The organism is Streptomyces sp. NPDC028308 (genome assembly GCF_055565855.1).
The window spans coordinates 362,512-382,392 of sequence record NZ_JBVHTO010000003.1 but is presented as its reverse complement, the minus strand read 5'-3'; the positions used below and the strand labels follow the sequence as shown (position 1 = coordinate 382,392).

Here is a 19,881-nt window from a genome sequence, read left to right as displayed (position 1 = left end):
TACGGTGATCGCATGACTCCACGTTTCGATGTGATCGGCGTCGCCGTCTCCGACATGGCGGCCGCACTCGCCTTCTACCGCCGGCTCGGGCTCGTCTTCCCCGACGGCTCCGAGAGCCTGCCGCACACCGAGGCCGAACTCCCCGGCGGCCTGCGGCTGGCGCTCGACACCGAGGAGACCATCCGCTCCTTCCACGCCGGATGGCGGCCGCCCGCCGGGGGCGGCGGCCGGGTCTCCCTCGCCTTCCTGTGCGACAGCCCGGCGGAGGTCGACTCCCTCTACCAGGAGCTGGTCGACGCGGGCCACCACGGCGAACTGAAGCCCTGGGACGCCTTCTGGGGCATGCGCTACGCCGTCGTCCACGACCCCGACGGCAACGGGGTGGACCTCTTCGCCCACCTCCCCGCCACGGAGTGAGCCCGCGAGACCCCCGCGGGGCGACGACGCACAAGGCCGTACGGGAGCTAAGGGGCGCCGGCCAGCAGCTCGCTCAGCGGCATGCCCGCCAACTCGCGTACGTCCCGAGCCAGATGGGCCTGGTCGGCGAAACCGGACCGGGCCGCCGTCTCCGCGAACGGCACGCCGTCGCGGGCGAGCGCGAGCGCCCGCTGAAGCCGCAGCACCCGGGCCAGCGTCTTGGGCCCGTACCCGAAGGCGGCCAGCGAACGGCGGTGCAACTGGCGGGCGCCGAGACCGAGTCCGTCCGCCGCCGCGGCGACCGAGCGCCCCGCCCGCAGGGCCGCCACGACCTCCCGGACGCGCGGGTCGGGCGGCCCGGCTCCGGCCGCCCGCTCCAGGGCGACCTCTTCCAGCGCGGTCACCGGGTCGGCGGCGGCGTCGATCCGGCCGGTGAGGCGCCGCACCTCGACGGCGGGCCACAGGTCGGCCAACTCCACCCGCCGGTCCCTGAGTTCGTGCGCGGGGACGCCCAGGTAGGCGGGCGCCGTACCGGGGAAGAACCGCACGCCCGCCCAGCGGCCCGCCGCGCCCTCGGGGACGTACGCGCGGGTGTCGGGTCCGGCGACCAGCAGCCGCCCCTCGTTCCACAGCAGGTCCATGCAGCCGTCGGGCAGCACGGGCCGCGCCGCGTCGCCGGTCCCGCCGTGCGACCAGACGACGGCGCCCGCCAGCCGGGACGCCCGCTCCTCGTACACCCGGCCAGGCTACGCCGCCCCGGTCCGGTGCTCCTGGGGACTGACGCCGTAGACCCGCTTGAAGGCGCTGGACAGGGCGAACGCGCTGCCGTACCCGACCTGGCGGGCGATAGCGCCGATCGTCTCCCCGCCGTCGCGCAGCAGGTCGGCGGCTAGGGCGAGACGCCAGCCGGTCAGGTACGTCATCGGGGGCTCGCCGACGAGGTCGCTGAAGCGCCGGGCCAGCGCGGCGCGCGACACCCCGGCCTCGGCGGCGAGCGAGGCCACCGTCCAGGGGTGGGCCGGGTCGTCCTGGACCAGCCGCAGCACCCGGCCCACGACCGGGTCGGCGAGCGCCCGGTACCAGGCGGGTGTCCCGGCGTCCGGGCGGGAGAACCAGGCGCGCAGGGCGGCGATGACGAGCAGGTCGAGGAGCCGGTCGAGGACGACCTCCTGGCCGGGTTCGTCGCGCACGATCTCCGCGGCGAGGATCGGGGTCAGGGGGCACTCCCAGACGTCGGAGGTGAGCGACAGCAGCGGCGGCAGGGCGTCCAGCAGCCGTCCGCTGATCTCGCCCCGCATCATGTAGGTGCCGATCAGCAGCACGGTCGAGCCGTCCGCCCGGTCTCCCCAGCTGCGCACCCCGAGATCCCATTGCCCGCGCAGGGAGCGCCCGTCGGGGTAGGTGCAGACGCCGCCCGGCAGGATCACGGCCTGCGGCGGGGTGTCCGGGTCGTCGGCGCAGACGTACGGGTCGGGTCCGCGCGCGATGGCGAGGTCGCCGGCCCGCAGCGCCACCCCTTCTCCCCCGTCCGGCACGACCCTGGCCTCGCCGCGGACCACGAGCACGACCGTGAGCGGGGCGCCGTCCTCGACGCGCACGCACCAGGGCGGGTCGAAGCTCGCCCGGATCATGAAGGCGCCACGCGCGCGTGGACCGTCGAGCAGGCCTGCGAGAGCGTCCATGGCGTCAGCGTAGAGGGCGCGGAAGCCGCCGTGGACGTCCGCTTATGGGGACGAGCCGCTCGGCCATGGTCCCCTTCCCGGTCCGGCGGTTGACTGACGGCATGACGGAGAACAGGGCACGGGCGAAGGACATGACGGTGCTGGTCACCGGGGCCTCGGGGCGTACCGGCCGCCGGGTCGCGGAGGCGGCGCGGGCCGCGGGCCTGGGGGTGCGGGAGGCGTCGCGGGCGCACGGCTTCGACTGGGACGACCGGTCGACGTGGGCCGGGGCGCTACGGGGCGCGGACGCGGCCTATCTCGTCCACCCCTCGGACGTGGGCGCCCCGTCGGCGGCGGAGACGATCGGCGCGTTCGCCCGGGAGGCGGTCGGGCTCGGGGTGCGGCGGCTGGTGCTGCTGTCCTCACGGGGCGAGGAGCGGGCGCTGCCGACCGAGGAGGCGGTGAGGGAGTCGGGGGCCGCGTGGACGATCGTCCGGGCGGCGTGGTTCGCGCAGAACTTCAGCGAGGGGCCGCTCGTGGAGGAGCTGCGGCACGGCGGGCTGGTGTTCCCGGCGGGCGAGGTGCGGGAGCCGTTCGTGGACGTGCGGGACATCGCGGAGGTGGTGGTGACCGCGCTGACGGCGGGCGAGCGGTACGCGGGCCGGGAGATCGCCGTTTCGGGGCCGCGGCTGCTGGGCTTCGGCGAGGCGGTGGCGGAGATCGCGGCGTCGACGGGCGGCGAGCTGACGTACACGCCGGTCACGGCGCGCGCCTACGGTGAGCGGCTCGCGGGGTTCGGGGTGCCGCCGGAGGAGGCCGAGTTCCTCGTCGAGCTGTTCGGGAGTCTGCTGGACGGCCGCAACGCCCAGCTGTCGGACGGGGTCCGGGAGGTGCTGGGCCGCGAGCCGCGGGACTTCGCGGACTTCGCGCGGGAGGCCGCGGCGGCGGGCGTCTGGAAGACCTGACCGCGGCGGGCGCGCTCGCCTCCGGCGGCGGCGCGGCTCCGCACCTCCCGCCGGGGGCTCACTCCTCGGGGGGTGTCTCGTCCTCGTGCTTGTGCGGGTGGTGGTGCGTGTTCCTGACGTGCGCCCGCAGCCGCGAGGTCACGTCCTCCGGGGGCAGGAAGCGGGACCAGCGCTCGGGGAACTCGGAGGGCATGTCCGGGTCGTCCGGGTCCGGGTCGGCGTCGCCGTGGCGGGCCGCGGACGCGCGGGCGACGTACTCCGCGGCCTGGGCCTCGCGCAGGCGCTCGTTGGCGGCGCGGGCGGCGGCCGTGGCTGCTGCGGGCCAGACCCGGTCGATGGCGGCGTTGACGGCGGCGCCCACGAGCACCGCGAAGGCGGACACGCCGATCCACAGCAGAACGGCGACGGGCGCGGCGAGCGAACCGTAGATCGTGGGGCCCTCGACCGTGTTCGTCAGATAGATGCGGAGCAGGAAACTGCCCAGCACCCACATGGCGAGGGCCACCAGGGCGCCCGGCACGTCCTCGATCCAGGGCGAGCGGACCGGCACGGACACGTGGTAGAGCGTCGTCAGGAAGACGATGGACAGCACGATGACGACGGGCCAGTACAGGATCTGCACGACGGTCGTCGACCAGGGCACGATCTGCACCACGGCATCGGGGCCCGCGACCATCAGCGGCAGCGCGATCGAGCCGATCAGCAGCGCCACGATGAACAGCAGGAACGACATCACGCGGGTTGCCACGATGCCGCGGGTGCCGTCGAGGCCGTACATGACGGTGATGGTGTCGATGAAGACGTTCACCGCGCGGGAGCCCGACCACAGGGCGAACAGGAAGCCGAGGGAGATGACGTCGGGCCGGCCGCCCTTCATCACGTCGTCGAGGATCGGCTGGGCGATCTGGGTGACACCCTTGTCGGAGAGGACTGTGCGGGACGCCTCCAACAGGTTGTTCTCCAGGCCGGCGATGCTGTCGGCGCCGGTCCAGTCGTCCACGTAGCCGAGCAGTCCGATCATGCTCAGCAGCAGCGGCGGCACGGACAGCAGCGTGAAGAACGCCGCCTCCGCCGCCAGTCCCAGGATCCGGTACTCCATGCACGAGTTGACGGTGTCCTTGAGCAGCAGCCAGGCGGTCCTGCGCTTCGACACGTTCCGGTACAGCGCCTTGGCGCGGTGAAGACGGCCGGAGGGTGGCCGTTCAGGTGTTTCTTTTGCCTGGTGCACGTCCTTACCGTATCCGTATGGCAGCCACCACCCACACCGTGACCAACCAGGCTCCGCCCCTGGTCGGATATGACGTCTTTGCCGCCGACCGGGCCCTCGTGGAGGGGGTCGAACGGCACCTCGATCCGAGCCTCCTCGACGAGGCGCGGGAGGAGCTCTCGGGCCTCGGGCGCTCGTCCGGTTCCGCGCAGGTACTGGAGTGGGGTGCGCTGGCCAACGAGCATCCGCCCAAGCTGCGCACCCACGACCGCTACGGCAACCGCGTCGACGAGGTCGAGTTCCATCCGTCCTGGCACCGGCTCCTCGGCAAGGGCGTGTCGGCCGGTCTGACCGCGGCCTGGTCCCGTCCCGGCGGGCACGTCCGGCGCGCGGCCGGGTTCATGATCTGGACGCAGGTCGAGGCGGGCAACGGCTGCCCGCTGTCGATGACCCACGCCGCGGTGCCCGCGCTGCGCACGGACCCGGCGCTCGCCGCCGAATGGGAGCCGCGGCTGACGTCCACCGTCTACGACCAGGGGCTGCGCCCCGCCGACCAGAAGGCCGGCGTCCTCTTCGGGATGGGGATGACGGAGAAGCAGGGCGGCAGCGACGTCCGCGCCAACACGACGGCCGCCCGGCCGCTCGCCGAGGACGGGACGTACGAGCTGACCGGCCACAAGTGGTTCTGCTCGGCGCCGATGTCCGACGGCTTCCTGGTGCTGGCCCAGGCCCCCGGCGGTCTGACCTGCTTCCTCGTCCCGCGCGTGCTCCAGGACGGCACGCGCAACGTGTTCCGCATCCAGCGGCTCAAGGACAAGCTGGGCAACCGGTCGAACGCGTCGAGCGAGGTCGAGTTCGACGGGACCTGGGCGCGCCGGGTCGGGGACGAGGGCCGCGGGGTGCGCACGATCATCGAGATGGTCGCCGCCACCCGGCTGGACTGCGTGCTGGGCTCGGCGTCGCTGATGCGGCAGGCCGTGGCGCAGGCCGTGCACCACTCGGCCCACCGCGAGGCGTTCGGCGGCGCCCTGATCGACAAGCCGCTGATGCGCAACGTCCTGGCGGACCTGGCACTGGAGTCCGAGGCGGCGACCACGCTGGCGCTGCGGCTGGCCGCGGCCTACGACGACGGCGGCGAGCAGGAGCGGGCGTTCCTGCGGCTCGCGGTGCCGGCCGCGAAGTACTGGGTGACCAAGCGGTGTACGCCGGTTGCGGTCGAGGCGCTGGAGTGCCTGGGCGGGAACGGCTACGTCGAGGAGTCCGGGATGCCCCGGCTGCTGCGCGAGTCGCCGCTGAACTCGATCTGGGAGGGCGCGGGCAACGTGCAGGCGCTGGACGTGCTGCGCGCCCTCCAGCGGGAGCCCGGCGCGCTGGACGCCTTCCTGCGCGAGGTGGGGCAGGCCCGAGGCGCCGACCACCGGCTGGACGGCGCGATCAAGAACCTGCTGACGGAGCTCGCCGATCTGGAGGGGGTCGAGGCCCGCGCCCGCCGGGTCGTGGAGCGCATCGCCCTGGTGCTCCAGGGATCGCTGCTGGTCAGGTACGCGCCGCCGGAGGTCGCCGACGCGTTCTGCGCCTCGCGGCTGGGCGGCGACTGGGGTTCGGCGTTCGGCACGCTGCCGCACAGCCTGGACCTGGCCTCGGTGGTGGAGCGGGCGCGGCCGGTGAGCTGACCGCCCGTCCGTACGCCGGGGGCGGCTCCCCCGGGGTGCGGTACGAGGGGCGGGGGTGGTGCTGCGCCGACACGGCACCACCCCCGCTCCGCGGGCCCCGTTGGAGGAGCACGGCGCCGCACGGGCGGCGCCGCTCAAGTTTCGGACACGGTACGACGGTTCGCCAGAGTTGCAGGGGGTTGCAACCGGGGGTTGCTTGTGGGCGGATCGTGTCCCTCCGGGGCGGCTGGGCTGCACTATGAGAGCGGCAGCCGGCGCGGCTCCGCCCCTGGTCGAAAAGGGGTTCGGAAGCCGGCTGCCGCAAGGCTCATGCAGGAGGATCCGGTGGCGCACTCGACGATGGACATGACACGGCTCGCCGCCCGGGACGCAGCGCGGGCGGCACGTGTGCTCAGCGAGGTGCACAGTGCCGCTCTGTCGGGGCAACGCGCGCGGGTGGCGCCCCGACGGGTCATCGAGGAGTCCTGGGAGCGGATGCTGCGCAGCGGCGTCGATCCCGACCACGACTTCCGGGCCGGGCTGCTCAGCAGGGAGGAGATCGAGCACCGGCGGCAGAACTCGCCGCTGCGGCACGTGCTGCCGGTCCTGCGCGAGGGTCTGCTCTCGGTCGCGGACACGGCGCACCACATCATGGTCGTCGCGGACGCGGAGGGCCGGGTGCTGTGGCGGGAGGGCAGTCCGTCGGTGCTGCGCAAGGCGGACGGGCACGGCTTCGAGGTGGGCGCCGACTGGCGCGAGGACGTCGTCGGTACGAACGGCGTGGGCACCCCGCTGGTCACCCGTGCCCCCGTACAGGTGTTCTCCGCCGAGCACTTCGTGCGTACCCATCACTCGTGGACGTGCACCGGCGCCCCGATCACCGATCCGCGCGACGGCCGCCTGGTCGGCGCGGTGGACGTGAGCGGGCCGCTGGAGACGATGCATCCGGCCACGCTCGCGCTGGTCGACGCGGTGGCCAAGCTGGCCCAGGCGCGGCTGCGGGAGCTGCACCAGAGCTCGCTGGAGCGGCTGCGCGCGGTGGCGGCGCCGATGCTGGCGCGGCTCGACGGACGTGCCGTGGTGGTGGACCGGGACGGCTGGACGGCGGCGGTGACCGGAATGCCGTACACGAGCCGGGTGGCGCTGCCCGCCTCGCTCGGCGGGGACGGCCCCCGCCGGCTGCCGGCGCTCGGCCTGTGCGCGATGGAGTCCCTGCCGGGCGGCTGGCTGATCCGGGTCGAGGACGAGCCGGTGCCGCGCGAGGCCACCCGGATCGTGCTCGACCTCGCGCACCCGCGCCGCCGGAGGGTGACGGTGTCGGGTGACGCGGGCTCCTGGACGCACGAGCTGAGCCCTCGTCACGCGGAGCTGCTGTACCTCCTGGCGCTGCACCCGGCCGGCCGCAGCGCCGCCGGGCTGGCCGACGACATGTTCGGCGACCCGGCCCGCACGGTGACGGTACGTGCCGAGATGTCCCGCGTCAGGAGGTATCTCGGGGCGTTCCTGGAACACCAGCCGTATCGTTTTTGCGACGTCTCCGGGGTCGAACTCCTCCTCCCCGAGGACCCGCTCGACCTGCTGCCCCACTCGACCGCTCCGGCGATCGTCGAGGCGCGTACGGCCCGGCAGCGCTGAGAGTCCGGGCGGGTACGGCGGCCGCAGGACGCGCGGCCGCCGTGCCTTCGCGCTCAGACCCCCGGGATCTCCCGGGCCTGGAAGGCGGCCCGCACCGCGGCCGCGGCCGAGCTGCCGTACATCTTCCGCGCCGTGGCGACCGTGGTCAGCGCCGCGTCGTGGAAGCTGGTGTCCGGGGCGAACCCGAACTGCGCGTTCACGATGATCCGGTCGGCCGTCCGGGCGCCGAGGGCCTTGCGGATGTCGAGGAGGGCCCGGGACCAGATCTCCCCGTCCGCGTGGACCTCGCCCACCTTGTCGCCGTACACCTTGTCGCCGTCGATCCGGCGCAGGCAGTGCGGCGCCGCGGAGGTGTACGAGACCGAGTCCCAGTCGGCGACGCAGGCGAGGTCGGCCCGGCGGGGCCAGCCGTACCGGGCGTCCGCGTGCTCGCCGACGGCCACCGCGAGGTAGTCGCCGAAGGCCTCGCCGATGGAGCCGGCCTCCTCCGACGCGCCGAAGCCGGGGACCTGGGCGTTGTGCACGGCGTGACCGTACTCGTGCACGATCACCTCGCCGTCCTCCGCGTCGTCGACGCCGCCCTTGCCGAAGCGGATCTCGGCCTTCTTGTCGGTGAAGAAGGAGTTGTCGGCGCCCCATTGGTTGATGCGGACCGGCTGGGCGCGGTCGTTGGCTCCGGGGAACTCGCTGCCGAAGCCGAGGCTCTGCAGGTACTCCTGGGCCTCGTTGACCCAGAAGTACGCCATCACCTGTTCGAACTGGTCGTCCTTGCGGGTGTACGAGCCGACGTCGGCGATCCTCGCCGAAGTGCCGGTGTCCGAGCGGACGTAGGCCCACCGGCCGGACAGGCCGCCGGACGCGTCGAGGTTGCGCAGCGCGGCCCGGGCGTACGCGGAGGATGGCACCGCGGACGCCGAGTCCTTGGCGTCGGCGAGCGTCTGGTCACCGGACGACTGGACCGGGTTGACCATGAAGACACGGGCCTCGGGATCGGCCGACGCCGAGGCCGGGGCCGAGGCGAGGGCCGTGACGCTGGTGAGGGCCAGCGCGGCCGTGGTGGCGGCGAGCAGGCCGCGGGGTGTGCGGCGGGAGAGCCGGCGATTCATGCACATCCTCCGGGTCAGGAGTGGGTGCGGGGGGTGGCGTCGCGCTGCGGATCTTCTCGTATTCCCCCGTCTTTGACCAGGCTCGGTGCTCTCTGCCGTAGCATCCCTCTCACGGGCCACCCCGCACGCCCCTCGCTCAATGTCTGGACCATGAGGGGCAGTTGGCCTTCCCGGGAGGATGCATGAAGCAGCGCGGCAGGCACCGTCGAAAGAGAAGGGGCCAGGCGCTGCGCGCCACCCTGGCCGGGACCGCGCTCGCCCTGACCGCCGCGGCCACACTGATCAGCACCTCGCAGGCCACCGGCGGCGACGATCCGGGCGCGCTCACCCCGCTCACCTCGTCCGCCGAGATAGGCAAGCTCCAGCTGCACGAGAACCTGGTCTCCGAGAAGACTCTGGACACCCTCACCGCGAACATGGGCGGCAACGTCGGCGTCCACGGCGTGCTGCAGAGCGCCAACCACCCGATGCGCGACAGGGATCAGTGCGCCGGCACCGAGACCGGCGCCCTGCCCGTGGAGCTCGAGGCCTCCCGCGCGTACTGCTGGGACAGCGGGGACGCCACGACCCAGAAGTGGCTGCCGCAGTCGGTGACCACCTCCGGTGACGCGGACGACGACGGCAGGTGGGGCGAGGACCGCGTCATTCTGGCCGGCTGGACGCACAACGACCACAAGGCGGGCGAGCTGCCCGAGGACACCGGGCTGGCCCGGATCGCCTTCATCGACGCGAACGACCCGGACGACCTCAAGTACCGCTGGGTGCTGCTGGTCGCTCCGCTGAGCGGCGGCGCGGACTTCGGAGCCGTCCGCTCCCACCTCGGCGGCATGGTCTGGTACCAGGACAAGCTGATCGTCACCGCGAAGAACGGCGCCGAGCACGACAACGCCCTGTTCGTCTTCGACATGCGCCGCATCCTCCGGGCGAGCGTCGACAGCAGCGCGATCGGCAAGGTGAGCGGCGGCTACTCGGCCAAGGGCTACCAGTACGTGCTGCCGGCCATCGGCTCGTACAACCTGACGGGCGGCGCCTGCACCGCGAGCCACGACGACGCGGTCCCCTGTCTCGCCTCCGTCTCGCTGGACCGCACCTCCACCCCGGACAGCCTGGTCGCCAACGAGTGGTTCAGCTCCGGCGGCACCCAGCCGGCCCGCCTGTGGCGCTACCACTACAGCACCGCGAGCGACCGCACCGGCCTGCTGGGCACCGGCGCGGGCGGCCTGGTGGACGCCGACGAGGCCTACGAGACCAAGGCGGTCGGGGTGCAGGGCGCGCTCTCCCACCGGGCGGACGGCGCGAGCACACCGGACTGGTACCTGGGTCAGGCGCCGGGCAGCCGCGGTACCCACGGCACCCTGTGGCGGCAGAACACGAGCGGGGCCGCCGCGGCCCGCTGCACCGCCGACCAGTCGCACGCCTGCTGGGGCCAGCACACGGAGTCGCTGTCCTACTGGACGGAGACCGGTGAGCTGTGGACGCTCACCGAGTGGGCGGCGAACAAGGACAACGCCTGGGAGCCGACCGCCATCCCGGAACGCGTGCTGTACGCCGTCCCCCTGTCGTCGGTGAACGGCTCCCTGGACTAGCGGACGGGGTCGTCCGTCGTCGCTGAACGGCTCCCTGGACCAGCGGCCGGGCTCGCCGGTGAGCGGCTCTCTCGACCGGGGGACGGCGGGCCTCGTACTGGGTGGCGGGTGCCGTCCGGGGTCCCGTGCCGGCTTTTGGAGGCGGGGGGCGCTCCATGGTTCCCTGGCCGGCATGAGCAACGTCACCGTGACCACCTGGTCCCTGGAGCAGACGGCCCCCGCCGACCTGCTGCCCGCGGCCGCGCCCGGCGCCGACGTGAGCATCGTCCGCTCCGAGGTGCCCTCACCCGAGTTCAGCCGCTTCCTGTACGCCTCCGTCGGCGGGGACATCCGCTGGACCGACCGGCTCGGCTGGACGTACGCGCGGTGGCGGGAGTTCCTGGACCGGCCGGGCGTGGAGACCTGGGTCGCCTACGACCGCGGGACGCCCGCCGGATACGTGGAGCTGGACCCGCAGGACGACGGGGTCGTGGAGATCGCCTACTTCGGGCTGATCCCCGCCTTCCGGGGCCGCCGGATCGGCGGCCACCTGCTCTCGTACGGAACCGCCCGTGCCTGGGACCTGGCGCGGCGCTGGCCGGGGCGCGCCGAGACCAAGCGGGTCTGGCTGCACACCTGCAGCAAGGACGGCGAGCACGCCATGGACAACTATCTGAAGCGCGGCTTCACGCTCTTCGACACCAAGGTGGAGGAGGAGCCGGAGGTGCCCGCGCCCGGACCCTGGCCCGGGGCGCGGGTGGAGTGACCTGCCGGAACCCGGGGCCACGGCCTCCCGTCGCGGGGGCGCGGAGGCCCCGGATGTGATCGACGACACCCTTGTCTCGCGATTCGGGACAAGGGTGTCCACATGACGGACGATGGTGGACTCCCCCGAGACCCCCGTGACACGCTTCCGTCATGTCTGGAACTGGGATTGCCTTGGTGAGTCGGCGACACGTCGATCTCTGCCGCATGTCCAGCGCCATCTGTCCGGCGAGCTGATCAGTCCAGCGCTGCCGAGATCTCCCCTTGTGTGACCTTTGCGCAATGACGCGCCCATACTTCGGTATGTGCCCATATGTGCAGGTCAGAGCCGCTCTCCTGCCTGTCCCGTAGTCCCGAAGGACGTATCAGTCATGGCCGCCACCCCGCAGAATCCCGCCGCGCCCCGCCGCAAGGTGAGCCGTCACCGCGGCGAGGGTCAGTGGGCCGTGGGTCACCTCACCCCGCTCAACGGCAACGAACAGTTCAAGAAGGACGACGACGGTCTCAATGTGCGGACACGCATTGAGACGATCTACTCCAAGCGCGGCTTCGACTCGATCGACCCCAACGACCTGCGCGGGCGCATGCGCTGGTGGGGGCTCTACACCCAGCGCAAGCCCGGGATCGACGGCGGCAAGACCGCGATCCTGGAGCCCGAGGAGCTGGACGACAAGTACTTCATGCTGCGCGTGCGCATCGACGGCGGCCGGCTGACCACCGCTCAGCTCCGCGTGATCGGCGAGATCTCGCAGGAGTTCGCGCGCGGCACCGCCGACATCACCGACCGGCAGAACATCCAGCTCCACTGGGTCCGCATCGAGGACGTGCCCGAGATCTGGAACCGCCTGGAGGCCGTCGGCCTGTCGACCACCGAGGCCTGCGGTGACACGCCCCGCACGATCCTCGGCTCGCCGGTCGCCGGCATCGCGGAGGACGAGATCATCGACGGCACCCCGGCCGTCGAGGAGATCCACCGCCGCTTCATCGGCGACAAGGCGTTCTCCAACCTGCCGCGCAAGTTCAAGACCGCGATCTCCGGCTCGCCGCTGCTGGACGTGGCCCACGAGATCAACGACGTCGCCTTCGTCGGGGTGGAACACCCCGAGCACGGACCCGGCTTCGACCTCTGGGTCGGCGGCGGCCTCTCCACCAACCCGAAGATCGGCCAGCGCCTCGGCGCCTGGGTCCCGCTGGACGAGGTCGCGGACGCCTGGGAGGGCGTCATCTCGATCTTCCGCGACTACGGCTACCGGCGGCTGCGCAACCGCGCCCGGCTGAAGTTCCTGCTCGCCGACTGGGGCGTCGAGAAGTTCCGCCAAGTCCTTGAGGACGAGTACCTGAAGCGCAAGCTCGTCGACGGCCCGGCGCCCGCCGAGCCGGTCGCCCGCTGGCGCGACCACATCGGCGTGCACCGGCAGCGGGACGGCCGCCACTACGTCGGCTTCGCGCCGAGGGTCGGCCGCGTGGACGGCGCCACCCTCACGAAGATCGCCGAGCTGGCCGAGGCCCACGGCTCGGGCCGCCTGCGCACCACCGTCGAGCAGAAGATGATCGTGCTCGACGTCGAGCAGGACCAGCTCGACTCGCTCACGGCGGGCCTCGAGGCCCTCGACCTCACCGTCCGGCCCTCCGCCTTCCGGCGCGGCACGATGGCCTGCACCGGCATCGAGTACTGCAAGCTCGCCATCGTCGAGACCAAGGCACGCGGCGCCGCCCTGATCGACGAACTGGAGCGCCGCATCCCCGAGTTCGACGAGCCGATCACCATCAACCTCAACGGCTGCCCGAACGCCTGCGCCCGCATCCAGGTCGCGGACATCGGTCTCAAGGGCCAGCTGGTCCTCGACGAGCACGGCGAGCAGGTCGAGGGCTACCAGGTGCACCTCGGCGGCGCGCTCGGACTGGAGGCCGGCTTCGGCCGCAAGGTCCGCGGCCTGAAGGTCACCTCGGACGAACTGCCCGACTACGTCGAGCGGGTACTCAAGCGCTTCCAGGCGGAGCGCGAGGACGGCGAGCGGTTCGCCACCTGGGCGGCCCGCGCCTCCGAGGAGGCCCTGTCGTGAACCGGACCGGAGACCACCGGAAGGACGGCGCATGAGCGAGCGTGCGGCGCCCTTCTACTGCCCCTACTGCGGTGACGAGGACCTGCGGCCCGGCGAGCAAGGCCACGGGGCGTGGGAATGCGGGGCCTGCAATCGAGCCTTCCAGCTGAAGTTCCTCGGGCTGCTGTCCCGGGGCTTCCAGCACAACGACGTTGGAGGGGACGGGATATGACGACGCTTCAGGACGATCGCACGGCCGAGGACCTCAAGAGCCTCGCCGAGCGGGCGGGACGCGACCTGGAGGACGCGTCCGCGCTGGACATCCTCCGGTGGGCCGCGGACACCTTCGGCACGAAGTTCTGCGTGACCTCCTCCATGGAGGACGCCGTGGTAGCGCACCTCGCCTCCCGCGCCCGCCCCGGGGTCGACGTCGTGTTCCTCGACACCGGCTACCACTTCCCCGAGACCATCGGCACCCGGGACGCGGTCGAGGCCGTGATGGACGTCAACGTCATCACGCTCACCCCGCGGCAGACGGTCGCCGAACAGGACGCCGAGTACGGCCCGAAGCTGCACGACCGCGACCCGGACCTGTGCTGCAAGCTGCGCAAGGTGCAGCCGCTTGAGCAGGGCCTGGCGGCGTACGACGCGTGGGCGACCGGACTGCGCCGCGACGAGTCCCCGACCCGCGCGGACACCCCGGTCGTCGGCTGGGACGAGAAGCGCCGCAAGGTCAAGGTCTCGCCGATCGCCCGCTGGACACAGGACGACGTGGACGCCTACGTCGCCGAGCACGGAGTCCTCACCAACCCCCTGCTGACGGACGGCTACCCGTCCGTGGGCTGCGCGCCCTGCACCCGCCGGGTGCTGGAGGGCGAGGACGCGCGCGCCGGCCGCTGGGCGGGCCGCAACAAGACCGAGTGCGGGCTGCACGGATGACCACGACCACGCCCGACTCCCGGGAAACGCAGGAGAAGCAAGTGACGACCGGAGCCACCGTCTGGCTCACGGGTCTGCCGAGTGCCGGCAAGACCACCATCGCGAACGAGCTGGCCGTGCGTCTTCGCACGGAGGGACACCGCGTCGAGGTCCTCGACGGCGACGAGATCCGCGAGTTCCTCTCGTCGGGCCTCGGCTTCTCGCGCGAGGACCGCGACACGAACGTGCGGCGCATCGGCTTCCTGGCCGACCTGCTCGCCCGCAACGGCGTCAAGGCGCTGGTGCCGGTGATCGCGCCGTTCGCCGACAGCCGCGAGGCGGTCCGCGAGCGCCACCGGGCGAGCGGCGCCCCGTACCTGGAGGTGCACGTGGCGACCCCGGTCGAGGTGTGCTCCGTACGCGACGTGAAGGGGCTGTACGCCAAGCAGGCGGCGGGCGAGATATCCGGGCTCACCGGGGTCGACGACCCCTACGAGGAGCCCGCCTCGCCCGACCTGCGCATCGAGTCCCACACCCAGACCGTGCAGGAGTCCGCGGCGGCGCTGTACTCGCTGCTCACCGAAAGGGGTCTCGCATGACGACCGCAGCCACTGTCTCCGAGGAGACGGACAGCCCGTACGCGCTGTCGCACCTGGACGCGCTGGAGTCCGAGGCCGTCCACATCTTCCGCGAGGTGGCGGGTGAGTTCGAGCGGCCGGTGATCCTCTTCTCCGGCGGCAAGGACTCCATCGTCATGCTGCACCTGGCCCTGAAGGCCTTCGCCCCCGCGCCCGTGCCGTTCTCCCTCCTGCACGTGGACACCGGCCACAACTTCCCCGAGGTGCTGGACTACCGCGACCGCACCGTGGCCCGCCACGGCCTGCGCCTGCACGTCGCCTCCGTGCAGGACTACATCGACGCGGGCAAGCTCCGTGAGCGGCCCGACGGCACCCGCAACCCGCTGCAGACCGTCCCGCTCACCGAGAAGATCCAGGCCGAGCGCTTCGACGCCGTCTTCGGCGGCGGACGCCGCGACGAGGAGAAGGCCCGCGCCAAGGAGCGCGTCTTCTCCCTGCGCGACGAGTTCTCCCAGTGGGACCCGAGGCGCCAGCGCCCCGAACTGTGGCAGCTCTACAACGGCCGCCACGCGCCCGGCGAGCACGTCCGCGTCTTCCCCCTCAGCAACTGGACCGAGCTCGACGTCTGGCAGTACATCGCCCGCGAGGGCATCGAACTGCCCGGCATCTACTTCGCCCACGAGCGCGAGGTGTTCCAGCGGGCCGGCATGTGGCTGACCCCCGGCGAGTGGGGCGGGCCCAAGGAAGGCGAGACGGTCGAGAAGCGCCTCGTGCGCTACCGCACCGTCGGCGACATGTCCTGCACCGGTGCCGTCGACTCCGACGCCACCGACCTGGACGCCGTCATCGCCGAGATCGCCGCCTCCCGGCTCACCGAACGCGGCGCCACCCGAGCCGACGACAAGATGTCCGAGGCCGCCATGGAAGACCGCAAGCGCGAGGGGTACTTCTAGAGATGTCCAGCACCACCGAGCCCGCCCAGCCGCTGTCGGTCGAGCAGTTGTCGGCGACGACCCTGCTGCGCTTCGCCACCGCCGGTTCCGTCGACGACGGCAAGTCCACCCTGGTCGGGCGCCTGCTGCACGACTCCAAGTCGGTCCTCACCGACCAGCTCGAAGCCGTCGAGCGGGTCTCCGCGAGCCGCGGCCAGGACACCCCCGACCTCGCCCTGCTCACCGACGGCCTGCGCGCCGAGCGCGAGCAGGGCATCACGATCGACGTCGCCTACCGTTACTTCGCCACGGCCCGCCGCCGCTTCATCCTCGCGGACACCCCGGGCCACGTGCAGTACACCCGCAACATGGTCACCGGCGCCTCCACCGCCGACCTCGCCGTAGTCCTCGTCGACGCCCGCAACGGCGTCATCGAGCAGACCCGCCGGCACGCCGCCGTCGCCGCGCTGCTGCGCGTGCCCCACGTGGTCCTCGCCGTGAACAAGATGGACCTGGTCGCGTACCGGGAGTCCGTCTTCGCCGCGATCGCCGAGGAGTTCACGGCATACGCGTCCGAGCTGGGCGTCCCCGAGATCACCGCGATCCCGATCTCGGCGCTCGCCGGGGACAACGTGGTGGAACCGTCGGCGAACATGGACTGGTACGGCGGCCCCACGGTCCTGGAGCACCTGGAGACCGTGCCGGTCAGCCACGACCTGGCGCACTGCCACGCCCGGCTGCCCGTGCAGTACGTGATCCGGCCGCAGACCGCCGAGCACCCCGACTACCGGGGCTACGCGGGGCAGATCGCGGCCGGCACCTTCCGCGTCGGCGAGAGCGTGACCGTGCTGCCGTCGGGCCGCACGACGCGGCTCGCCGGGATCGACGTGCTGGGCACGCCGGTCGACGTCGCCTGGACCCCGCAGTCGGTGACCCTCCTGCTGGAGGACGACATCGACATCTCGCGCGGCGACCTGATCGTGCCGAGCAAGGACGCGCCGCCGACCACCCAGGACGTCGAGGCGACCGTCTGCCACGTCGCCGACGAACCGCTCACCGTCGGCCACCGCGTGCTGCTCAAGCACGGCACCCGCACGGTCAAGGCGATCGTCAAGGACATCCCGTCGCGGCTGACGCTGGACGACCTCTCGCTGCACCCGCACCCGGGCCGGCTGGTCGCCAACGACATCGGCCGCGTCAAGATCCGTACCGCTGAGCCGCTGCCGCTGGACTCGTACGCCGACTCGCGCCGCACCGGTTCCTTCATCCTGATCGACCCCGCCGACGGCACCACCCTCACCGCGGGCATGGTCGGCGAGTCCTTCGCCGCGCCCGAGCCGGTCAGGGACGAGACGGACGACGACGGGTGGGACTTCTGACATGACGTCCACCGATTTCTTCTCCACGTTCGCGAAGGAGGGCGGCCGCGTCGGCAGCGGCGCCCTCGGCAGCGGGCAGGGCGGGGTCGCGCGATGTGCGCGATGACGTACGCGCACTGCCTGCGCGCCCCGTCCCCCCACCTGCCGTCCCAGCTGAGACGAAGACCTGCCGACCTCCCGGCCACGACCTGAGAACGTGACCGCCGGGCCAACGAGAGGAACACCTCCCGTGCCTGCCAACCGCTCCACCGTCCTGCGACGCACCTTCGCGGCCGTCGCCGCCCTTCCGCTCCTGACCCTGGCCGCCTGCGGTTACGGCTCGGACTCCGACGACAAGGACACCGCGAAGGTCGCCGCCGGCGCCGAGAAGATCGAGGGTCTCGACACCGTCAAGATCGGCTACTTCGGCAACCTGACCCACGCCACCGCGCTGGTGGGCCGTCAGCAGGGCCTCTTCCAGAAGGAACTGGGCGCCACGAAGGCCGAGTACGCCACCTTCAACGCGGGCCCGTCCGAGATCGAGGCGCTGAACTCCGGCTCGATCGACATCGGCTGGATCGGCCCCTCCCCGGCGATCAACGGCTACAGCAAGTCCGACGGCAAGAGCCTGCGCATCATCGGCGGTTCGGCCTCCGGCGGCGTGAAGCTCGTGGTGAACCCGAAGAAGATCAAGTCCCTGAAGGACGTCAAGGGCAAGAAGATCGCCACCCCGCAGCTGGGCAACACCCAGGACGTGGCGTTCCTCAACTGGATCGCGGAGCAGGGCTGGAAGGTCGACGCGGAGAGCGGCAAGGGCGACGTCTCCGTGATCCGCACGGACAACAAGATCACCCCGGACGCCTACAAGTCCGGCTCCATCGACGGCGCCTGGGTGCCGGAGCCGACGGCGTCCAAGCTGGTCGCCGAGGGCGGCAAGGTGCTGCTCGACGAGGCCGACCTGTGGCCCGACAAGAAGTTCGTGATCACGAACATCATCGTGTCGCAGAAGTTCCTCAAGGCGCACCCGAAGGTGGTCGAGGCCGTCCTGACGGGCGCGGTGAAGACCAACAAGTGGATCGGCGCCAACCCGGACGAGGCGAAGAAGGCGGCGAACGCCCGGCTCAAGGAGGACTCCGGCAAGGAGCTCCCGGCCGACGTCCTCGACCCGGCGTGGAAGTCCATCCAGATCACCAACGACCCGCTGGCGGCCACCCTCGACACCGAGGCGGCCCACGCGGTCAAGGCCGGTCTGCTGGAGGCGCCCGACCTCAAGGGCATCTACGACCTCACGCTGCTGAACAAGGTCCTGAAGGCGGAGGGCGAGAGCACCGTCGACGACGCCGGTCTCGGCGTCAAGTAGATCCGCATCCGACACTGATCAGTTCCCAGGAGGTGACGACCATGGCAACCGCTCTCGTCAAGGCCGCCGACGCCGGTACGTCGGTGGAGCAGGCCGTGCGGATCGAGCACGTCTCGAAGTCCTTCGCAGGACCCGCCGGACAGCAGCTCGTCCTCGACGACATCTCGCTCGATGTCGCACCGGGCGAGTTCGTCACCCTCCTGGGGGCCTCGGGCTGCGGCAAGTCCACTCTGCTCAACCTGGTGGCGGGGCTCGACGCCCCGTCCGCCGGCAGCATCACGACGGCGGGGCGGCCCGCCCTGATGTTCCAGGAGCACGCGCTGTTCCCCTGGCTGACCGCCGGCAAGAACATCGAACTCGCCCTGAAACTCAGGGGGATCGCGAAGGCCGACCGCCGCGGCAGGGCGGAGGAGCTGCTGGAGCTCGTCCGGCTGAAGGGCGCGTACGGCAAGCGGGTGCACGAGCTGTCCGGCGGCATGCGGCAGCGTGTCGCGCTGGCCCGCGCGCTCGCCCAGGACAGCCCGCTGCTGCTGATGGACGAGCCGTTCGCCGCGCTCGACGCCATCACGCGGGACGTGCTGCACGACGAACTGACCCGCATCTGGAGCGAGACGAACGTCTCCGTGCTGTTCGTGACGCACAACGTGCGCGAGGCCGTCCGGCTCGCCGAGCGGGTCGTCCTGCTGTCCTCCCGCCCGGGGCGCGTCGCGCACGAATGGACGGTCGGCATTCCGCAGCCGCGCCGCATCGAGGACTCCGCCGTGGCGGAGCTGTCCGTCGAGATCACCGAACAACTGCGTGGGGAGATCCGCCGCCATGGCCAGCACTGAGACCAAGGCCGGCCCGGACGCCGGGAACCACGGCGACCTCGCCGGACTGGAAGCGGGCCTCGACGCACTGGAGACGGTCCAGACCGGGCGTACGCCCCTGCGGCAGACCCTCGTGCAGAAGGTGCTGCCGCCGCTCATCGCCATCGCGCTGGTGCTGGTGGTGTGGCAGGCGCTCATCTCGTTCAAGGTCGTCGACGACCCGACCAAGCTGCCCTCGCCCGGCGACGTGTGGGCCGAGGTCGAGGACGCCTGGCTCGAGGGCAAGCTGCTCGGCTACATCTGGACGAGCGTCTCGCGGGGCCTGCTCGGCTTCCTGATGGCGCTGGCCATCGGCACTCCGCTGGGCCTGCTGGTGGCGCGCGTGCGGTTCGTGCGCGCGGCCATCGGCCCGGTCCTGTCGGGCCTGCAGTCGCTGCCGTCGGTGGCGTGGGTGCCGCCCGCGGTGATCTGGCTGGGGCTGGAGCCGTCGATGATGTACGCGGTGATCCTGCTCGGCGCCGTCCCCTCCATCGCCAACGGCCTGGTGTCGGGCGTCGACCAGGTGCCCCCGCTGTACCTGCGGGCGGGACGGACCCTGGGCGCCAAGGGACTGCTGCACACCTGGCACATCGTCATGCCGGCGGCGCTGCCCGGCTACCTGGCGGGCCTGAAGCAGGGCTGGGCGTTCTCCTGGCGCTCGCTGATGGCCGCGGAGATCATCGCCTCCTCGCCCGAACTGGGCGTGGGTCTCGGCCAGTTGCTGGAGAACGGCCGCACGGTCAGCTCCATGTCCATGGTCTTCCTCGCCATCCTCCTCATCCTGATCGTCGGTATCGCCATCGACCTGCTGATCTTCAGTCCGCTGGAGCGGTGGGTGCTGCGCAGCCGCGGTCTCCTCGTGAAGAGCTGAT

At 72.0% G+C, this 19,881-nt stretch carries 20 protein-coding genes; 16 read left to right on the top strand and 4 right to left on the bottom strand.

The annotated features are described in order from the left end of the window. The first annotated feature begins 12 nt into the window (after positions 1-12). Positions 13-417, top strand: a complete 405-nt coding sequence (locus tag ACZ4VA_RS09290) for a VOC family protein (RefSeq protein ID WP_355786428.1) — start codon at positions 13-15, stop codon at positions 415-417. A 47-nt stretch (positions 418-464) separates the two neighbouring features. On the opposite strand, the gene ACZ4VA_RS09285 is transcribed toward ACZ4VA_RS09290, so the two are convergent. Together ACZ4VA_RS09285 and ACZ4VA_RS09280 are read right to left on the bottom strand one after the other, a co-directional pair. Next, a complete protein-coding gene (locus ACZ4VA_RS09285) occupies positions 465-1,154 on the bottom strand; it encodes a helix-turn-helix transcriptional regulator (protein WP_356166952.1) in 690 nt (229 codons plus the stop codon). Between the two features lie 9 nt (positions 1,155-1,163). Continuing rightward, entirely contained in the window at positions 1,164-2,099 is a 936-nt protein-coding gene (locus tag ACZ4VA_RS09280; RefSeq protein ID WP_468080590.1) for an AraC family transcriptional regulator, read from the bottom strand. Positions 2,100-2,200: 101 nt separating this feature from the next. Between ACZ4VA_RS09280 and ACZ4VA_RS09275 the strand changes: the two genes are divergently transcribed. Then, positions 2,201-3,043, top strand: a complete 843-nt coding sequence (locus ACZ4VA_RS09275; protein ID WP_356166958.1) for a Rossmann-fold NAD(P)-binding domain-containing protein — start codon at positions 2,201-2,203, stop codon at positions 3,041-3,043. A gap of 58 nt (positions 3,044-3,101) precedes the next feature. Here ACZ4VA_RS09275 and ACZ4VA_RS09270 read toward each other — a convergent pair whose 3' ends face one another. Further along, entirely contained in the window at positions 3,102-4,271 is a 1,170-nt protein-coding gene (locus tag ACZ4VA_RS09270) for a YihY/virulence factor BrkB family protein (RefSeq protein WP_356166961.1), read from the bottom strand. 17 nt (positions 4,272-4,288) lie between these two features. Here ACZ4VA_RS09270 and ACZ4VA_RS09265 point away from each other — a divergent pair, with 17 nt between their 5' ends. Continuing rightward, positions 4,289-5,923 carry an acyl-CoA dehydrogenase family protein gene (locus ACZ4VA_RS09265; RefSeq protein ID WP_356166963.1) on the top strand — a complete coding sequence of 545 codons (1,635 nt, stop codon included), beginning with the start codon at positions 4,289-4,291 and terminating at the stop codon, positions 5,921-5,923. Positions 5,924-6,262: 339 nt separating this feature from the next. Continuing rightward, positions 6,263-7,537, top strand: coding sequence for a GAF domain-containing protein (locus ACZ4VA_RS09260; RefSeq protein WP_468080738.1), 1,275 nt, complete (start codon positions 6,263-6,265; stop codon positions 7,535-7,537). A 53-nt stretch (positions 7,538-7,590) separates the two neighbouring features. Here ACZ4VA_RS09260 and ACZ4VA_RS09255 read toward each other — a convergent pair whose 3' ends face one another. Beyond that, positions 7,591-8,643: a M4 family metallopeptidase gene (locus ACZ4VA_RS09255; protein ID WP_356166966.1), complete on the bottom strand. Its 1,053-nt coding sequence runs from the start codon at positions 8,641-8,643 to the stop codon at positions 7,591-7,593. 182 nt (positions 8,644-8,825) lie between these two features. On the opposite strand from ACZ4VA_RS09255, the gene ACZ4VA_RS09250 reads away from it, so the two are divergent. The 12 genes from ACZ4VA_RS09250 to ACZ4VA_RS09195 all read left to right on the top strand — a co-directional run bounded on the left by ACZ4VA_RS09250 (position 8,826) and on the right by ACZ4VA_RS09195 (position 19,880). Continuing rightward, entirely contained in the window at positions 8,826-10,229 is a 1,404-nt protein-coding gene (locus tag ACZ4VA_RS09250; protein WP_468080586.1) for a hypothetical protein, read from the top strand. 172 nt (positions 10,230-10,401) lie between these two features. Next, positions 10,402-10,974, top strand: a complete 573-nt coding sequence (locus ACZ4VA_RS09245) for a GNAT family N-acetyltransferase (RefSeq protein ID WP_355780411.1) — start codon at positions 10,402-10,404, stop codon at positions 10,972-10,974. A 152-nt stretch (positions 10,975-11,126) separates the two neighbouring features. Then, on the top strand, positions 11,127-11,210 hold the full coding sequence (locus tag ACZ4VA_RS09240) for a putative leader peptide (protein ID WP_316944184.1): 84 nt from the start codon (positions 11,127-11,129) through the stop codon (positions 11,208-11,210). A gap of 134 nt (positions 11,211-11,344) precedes the next feature. Next, a complete protein-coding gene (locus ACZ4VA_RS09235) occupies positions 11,345-13,036 on the top strand; it encodes a nitrite/sulfite reductase (RefSeq protein WP_468080584.1) in 1,692 nt (563 codons plus the stop codon). A gap of 31 nt (positions 13,037-13,067) precedes the next feature. Beyond that, positions 13,068-13,247: a hypothetical protein gene (locus tag ACZ4VA_RS09230; RefSeq protein ID WP_355780405.1), complete on the top strand. Its 180-nt coding sequence runs from the start codon at positions 13,068-13,070 to the stop codon at positions 13,245-13,247. Continuing rightward, the gene (locus tag ACZ4VA_RS09225) at positions 13,244-13,954 is read left to right on the top strand and encodes a phosphoadenylyl-sulfate reductase (protein WP_355780402.1); all 711 of its coding nucleotides are present in this window, start codon (positions 13,244-13,246) and stop codon (positions 13,952-13,954) included. Before ACZ4VA_RS09230 ends, ACZ4VA_RS09225 begins: the two co-directional genes overlap by 4 nt. Beyond that, entirely contained in the window at positions 13,951-14,532 is a 582-nt protein-coding gene (gene cysC, locus ACZ4VA_RS09220; protein WP_355780399.1) for an adenylyl-sulfate kinase, read from the top strand. The genes ACZ4VA_RS09225 and cysC overlap by 4 nt, the downstream gene beginning before the upstream one ends. Beyond that, positions 14,529-15,464, top strand: a complete 936-nt coding sequence (cysD, locus tag ACZ4VA_RS09215) for a sulfate adenylyltransferase subunit CysD (RefSeq protein ID WP_355780396.1) — start codon at positions 14,529-14,531, stop codon at positions 15,462-15,464. The genes cysC and cysD overlap by 4 nt, the downstream gene beginning before the upstream one ends. Before the next feature lie 2 nt (positions 15,465-15,466). After that, positions 15,467-16,822, top strand: coding sequence for a sulfate adenylyltransferase subunit 1 (locus ACZ4VA_RS09210; RefSeq protein ID WP_389390333.1), 1,356 nt, complete (start codon positions 15,467-15,469; stop codon positions 16,820-16,822). A gap of 229 nt (positions 16,823-17,051) precedes the next feature. Continuing rightward, positions 17,052-18,161 carry an aliphatic sulfonate ABC transporter substrate-binding protein gene (locus tag ACZ4VA_RS09205; RefSeq protein ID WP_355780390.1) on the top strand — a complete coding sequence of 370 codons (1,110 nt, stop codon included), beginning with the start codon at positions 17,052-17,054 and terminating at the stop codon, positions 18,159-18,161. A gap of 41 nt (positions 18,162-18,202) precedes the next feature. Continuing rightward, complete coding sequence (locus tag ACZ4VA_RS09200) at positions 18,203-18,991, top strand: ABC transporter ATP-binding protein (protein ID WP_355780387.1); 789 nt, start codon at positions 18,203-18,205, stop codon at positions 18,989-18,991. Beyond that, positions 18,978-19,880, top strand: coding sequence for an ABC transporter permease (locus ACZ4VA_RS09195; protein WP_355780384.1), 903 nt, complete (start codon positions 18,978-18,980; stop codon positions 19,878-19,880). The genes ACZ4VA_RS09200 and ACZ4VA_RS09195 overlap by 14 nt, the downstream gene beginning before the upstream one ends. The last annotated feature ends 1 nt before the right edge of the window (position 19,881 follow it).

Bases quoted from the DNA above. Each gene is read 5' to 3' on its own strand.
- ACZ4VA_RS09290 (WP_355786428.1), top strand. From the start codon at position 13: ATGACTCCACGTTTCGATGTGATCGGCGTCGCCGTCTCCGACATGGCG.
- ACZ4VA_RS09280 (WP_468080590.1), bottom strand. From the start codon at position 2,099: ATGGACGCTCTCGCAGGCCTGCTCGACGGTCCACGCGCGCGTGGCGCC.
- ACZ4VA_RS09275 (WP_356166958.1), top strand. From the start codon at position 2,201: ATGACGGAGAACAGGGCACGGGCGAAGGACATGACGGTGCTGGTCACC.
- ACZ4VA_RS09265 (WP_356166963.1), top strand. From the start codon at position 4,289: ATGGCAGCCACCACCCACACCGTGACCAACCAGGCTCCGCCCCTGGTC.
- ACZ4VA_RS09260 (WP_468080738.1), top strand. From the start codon at position 6,263: ATGGACATGACACGGCTCGCCGCCCGGGACGCAGCGCGGGCGGCACGT.
- ACZ4VA_RS09255 (WP_356166966.1), bottom strand. From the start codon at position 8,643: ATGAATCGCCGGCTCTCCCGCCGCACACCCCGCGGCCTGCTCGCCGCC.
- ACZ4VA_RS09250 (WP_468080586.1), top strand. From the start codon at position 8,826: ATGAAGCAGCGCGGCAGGCACCGTCGAAAGAGAAGGGGCCAGGCGCTG.
- ACZ4VA_RS09245 (WP_355780411.1), top strand. From the start codon at position 10,402: ATGAGCAACGTCACCGTGACCACCTGGTCCCTGGAGCAGACGGCCCCC.
- ACZ4VA_RS09240 (WP_316944184.1), top strand. From the start codon at position 11,127: ATGTCTGGAACTGGGATTGCCTTGGTGAGTCGGCGACACGTCGATCTC.
- ACZ4VA_RS09235 (WP_468080584.1), top strand. From the start codon at position 11,345: ATGGCCGCCACCCCGCAGAATCCCGCCGCGCCCCGCCGCAAGGTGAGC.
- ACZ4VA_RS09230 (WP_355780405.1), top strand. From the start codon at position 13,068: ATGAGCGAGCGTGCGGCGCCCTTCTACTGCCCCTACTGCGGTGACGAG.
- ACZ4VA_RS09225 (WP_355780402.1), top strand. From the start codon at position 13,244: ATGACGACGCTTCAGGACGATCGCACGGCCGAGGACCTCAAGAGCCTC.
- cysC (WP_355780399.1), top strand. From the start codon at position 13,951: ATGACCACGACCACGCCCGACTCCCGGGAAACGCAGGAGAAGCAAGTG.
- cysD (WP_355780396.1), top strand. From the start codon at position 14,529: ATGACGACCGCAGCCACTGTCTCCGAGGAGACGGACAGCCCGTACGCG.
- ACZ4VA_RS09210 (WP_389390333.1), top strand. From the start codon at position 15,467: ATGTCCAGCACCACCGAGCCCGCCCAGCCGCTGTCGGTCGAGCAGTTG.
- ACZ4VA_RS09200 (WP_355780387.1), top strand. From the start codon at position 18,203: ATGGCAACCGCTCTCGTCAAGGCCGCCGACGCCGGTACGTCGGTGGAG.
- ACZ4VA_RS09195 (WP_355780384.1), top strand. From the start codon at position 18,978: ATGGCCAGCACTGAGACCAAGGCCGGCCCGGACGCCGGGAACCACGGC.